Below are 379 nucleotides of genomic sequence, written 5' to 3' on the forward strand. Positions count from 1 at the left end.
AGATAGCTGTTTGTAAAATTTGCTTTGCTAAAACTTATTTGTGCGTACACAACATTAGCTGGTAACTGTTTAGTGTTTAGGAGGATAATTCATGGAAAAAGAGAGAATTGGCGTCTATTTCAACATACTTAATGAATATAGTCATGTGTTATCTACATTGTTAGATGACCTCTTTGATATTCCTTCTTACTGGGTGAGAGGCTATCATGAAGAAATATATACATTGGGCTCTAATAACGATACAATAGCTGAATCGCTGCTACCTGATGGTGTATTGACTTTAAAGAACACAGAAGTAAAATCTGCTTTAAAAAACACTGTTTGTTACCCTATCTTTCTGAAATTTTCAATCTATGAAACTGAGCCGCTAGAATATATT

General features: G+C 33.2%; 1 protein-coding gene. It reads left to right on the forward strand.

Annotated elements, in window-relative coordinates; all coding sequences use genetic code 11:
* Window positions 1–91: 91 nt before the first annotated feature.
* A partial coding sequence (locus AOA62_RS00130; protein WP_143521702.1) for a DUF2691 family protein occupies window positions 92–379 on the forward strand: 288 nt, incomplete at its 3' end.

Origin of the sequence: Pseudomonas sp. 2995-3, from assembly GCF_002742565.1 — a bacterium.
In the GTDB taxonomy this organism is placed as follows: domain Bacteria; phylum Pseudomonadota; class Gammaproteobacteria; order Pseudomonadales; family Pseudomonadaceae; genus Aquipseudomonas; species Aquipseudomonas edaphica.